This window comes from Pseudomonas sp. H26/SER47-MNA-CIBAN-0231 (assembly GCF_040310465.1).
In the GTDB taxonomy this organism is placed as follows: Bacteria; Pseudomonadota; Gammaproteobacteria; order Pseudomonadales; family Pseudomonadaceae; genus Aquipseudomonas; species Aquipseudomonas atacamensis.
Map to the genome: position 1 here is coordinate 1 of NZ_JBEOPW010000039.1, position 2,662 is coordinate 2,662.

The following is a 2,662-nucleotide window of genomic DNA, read 5'->3' on the forward strand; positions in this document are numbered from 1 at the left end:
GTTGATTTTGAAGGCGTCGACGCGGATGGAAACCCGGTAACCAAGGAAGTTTCGACCGGCGGGCCTAGTGAACTGGCGGACAGGATTTCATTCCTGGCGCAAGTCGAGTGGTTGAAGAACCTGAAAGATGGAAGCTCGTTGAGAGTGGTTTGTGCCGTCAATCTTGATGGGCTTAAGGACAAGACAAAAGCGGTGCCGCTTCGGGTGCGTACTTATACGGTGAGTGTGGCCAAGCCATTGAAGATAGATCCGTCGGAAATGCTGCTCGGCGGCCTCAACTACTATATGTCCCCGCAATCCACTTATCAGCCAGACTGGACCCGAACCAGCTATAAGTCTCCACAGTCCCATGCAACTCGGCTTCCAGTTGATGGAACCCCGCCTTTTACCTTCACCTCTCACAACGTGCACATCGCAACCGTCCACTTCACGACGGGTGAGGTCTACTCTGTCTCAAACGGGTCGACCGTGATCGAAGTACGAGATGCAGCGGGGAGAACTGCTCAATACCCGGTGAAATGTTCCAATGTGTACGAATTATTCGCTGATTCCCGAGCTTTGACTTGGGGTGCGGCGCACGCCTACCTGCGAGATCAGGGCCTGGAGCCTATTCCGTTTACAAGGACTACCACGCAAACCTTCAACCCCCCCATCTGTTTTCAGTTTCAATCAAGTTTTCTAGGTCAGAGATCTCCTAATTTTTATGGCACCATTGCCATAAACGACCAAGCCCAAATCACCTATCTGTTTGCCAATGGTAAAGCCGTCCCTCCCGACCCCGCAGATCATCGACATATGGGGGTGGCCATCGGCCTAACTACCATCAGCGGTAGTTACCCTGTCATAGGTCGACGGCGGAAGCTGCCCTTGTTGCTTGACGAACAGCCATACCATTGATTTAAACAGCGTGGATGAGTCGAGTCTTTGTGCCGGCCGTAATGACCCTTTCGCGAGCAGGCCCGCTCCCACAGATTGACCGCATTCCAAATGTGGGAGCGAGCCTGCTCGCGATCACAAAGGGGACGGATTTATTTAACCCGATGGATGTGTTCGGGCAGCAGATTCGGTTGCGGTTCTGAAAATGCAGCCTGCGGCAGCTCGAGTGATATACGCATGAGCTGCCGAAGGCTGTGATTCGTTCTTGTAACGGTTAGGCTCATACTCGTTAGCGCACCATTAGTATGATAATTTGCGCAAAGTTCCCCACCCGCAAAAGGCCCGACCATGGCTACCGTACGAAAAACCATAACCGTGACTGACCAGCAAGACCATTGGATCAAAGCTCAAATAGAAGCGGGACATTACACCAACGACAGCGAATATATCCGCGATTTGATCCGTCGAGAGCAAGAGCGAAACGCTGAACTGGAAACCGTCCGCGCAGCCCTTCGAGAAGGAGAATCCAGTGGTGCCCCCCGGCCATTCGATGCTGATGCTTTCAAAAAGAGAATGTTGAGGGCGCATGGCTGAATACCGACTTACCCCCGCCGCCGAAGCGGATCTTGAGGCTATCTGGACCTATACAGCTCAACAATGGGGTTTGGATCAGGCCAATCGCTACATCGACATCCTGACTGCGTCTTTCGAGCAGTTGGCTGATCGTCCCAAAACAGCACCCGCATGCGACGCGATCCGCCCCGGTTACCGACGCTGCAGCGTGGAGAGTCACGTGATTTATTTTCGAATCACCGCCTATGGGATCGCGATAATCAGAATCTTGCATGACCGGATGGAAGCGCAGCGTAATCTCTAACCTTCTCGTATCACCGAAAACCAAAGATCGCAGCCTTCGGCAGCTCCACAAATCGATGTAGAAGCTGCCGAAGGCTGCGATCTTTGCTTTTGGGAGACTGGCGGAAGACAGCCGGAGTCGAACCTGCCCGGGAACGGATGCCGTCCCCAACCGGGTTTGAAGCCCGGCCGCGCCACCGGGCGCGATTGTCTTCCTGAACTCAGGGTGCGCAGGCGTCAGCCAGCGCGTTGTCGGGGCGGATCTGGCGGGATTCGCCGAGGCGGCGGGTCAGGCCGAGTCGGTCGAAATATTCCAGATACTGAATACAGCGTTTGCGTCCCAAGCCTAGCGCATCGCGGAAGGTTGTCACTTGAATCGACGGATTTTCTTCGGCGAGTTTCAGCAGCAGCGCCGCCATTTGCCGCAGGACGATGTCGCTGATAAACAGGTCGCGCACCACTTGGTGCATCAGGCCCAGCCGTGCCAATTTGCGCATTAACAGGCGAACACTGGCGTCGTCTTCGCCGAGCATTTTCGCCGCGTCGCCCACCCACGGGGGGGCGACGCCGGGCTGTTCGAACAACGGCTGTAATTTCTGCCGAAGAAAAGGGGACGGATTTATATGCCAGTAATTTAAACAGCGCGCGTGATCGAGTCTTTTCTGCTGGCCGGCATGGCCCTTTCGCGAGCAAGCTCACTCCAACAGGGAAATTCCTTCCAACTGTGGGAGCGAGCCTGCTCGCGAAGAGGCCATCAATGCCGTCGCAATTTTTGAATTAAACGAAGCTGTTTAAAAGACACCTGCGGATACGGTCTCAAGGCTACAAATCCTTGCGCCGTTGCCTACAGCTACGCCAGAATCCGCCGGCTTGTGCGCCTTGGGGGCGGGTTCTATTGTGGTGCGGTCGCTGACGAATCAGCGATCGGGTT

2 protein-coding genes, 1 tRNA gene and 2 pseudogenes are annotated in these 2,662 nt (G+C 54.9%); 3 read left to right on the forward strand and 2 right to left on the reverse strand.

Annotated elements, in window-relative coordinates:
• From AAEZ10_RS27105 to AAEZ10_RS27115, 3 genes and pseudogenes are all read left to right on the forward strand, one after another.
• Positions 1-897, forward strand: a pseudogene (locus tag AAEZ10_RS27105) (hypothetical protein); the annotation flags it as partial.
• 327 nt (positions 898-1,224) lie between these two features.
• Positions 1,225-1,470 (forward strand): type II toxin-antitoxin system ParD family antitoxin, encoded by a 246-nt coding sequence (locus AAEZ10_RS27110; RefSeq protein ID WP_016770738.1) that lies wholly within the window; start codon positions 1,225-1,227, stop codon positions 1,468-1,470.
• On the forward strand, positions 1,463-1,753 hold the full coding sequence (locus AAEZ10_RS27115) for a type II toxin-antitoxin system RelE/ParE family toxin (protein ID WP_016770737.1): 291 nt from the start codon (positions 1,463-1,465) through the stop codon (positions 1,751-1,753). Before AAEZ10_RS27110 ends, AAEZ10_RS27115 begins: the two co-directional genes overlap by 8 nt.
• A gap of 98 nt (positions 1,754-1,851) precedes the next feature.
• On the opposite strand, the gene AAEZ10_RS27120 is transcribed toward AAEZ10_RS27115, so the two are convergent.
• Positions 1,852-1,947 (reverse strand) — tRNA-Sec (locus tag AAEZ10_RS27120).
• A 5-nt stretch (positions 1,948-1,952) separates the two neighbouring features.
• Positions 1,953-2,336: pseudogene (locus AAEZ10_RS27125) on the reverse strand (SelB domain-containing protein); the annotation flags it as partial.
• Positions 2,337-2,662 lie beyond the last annotated feature (326 nt).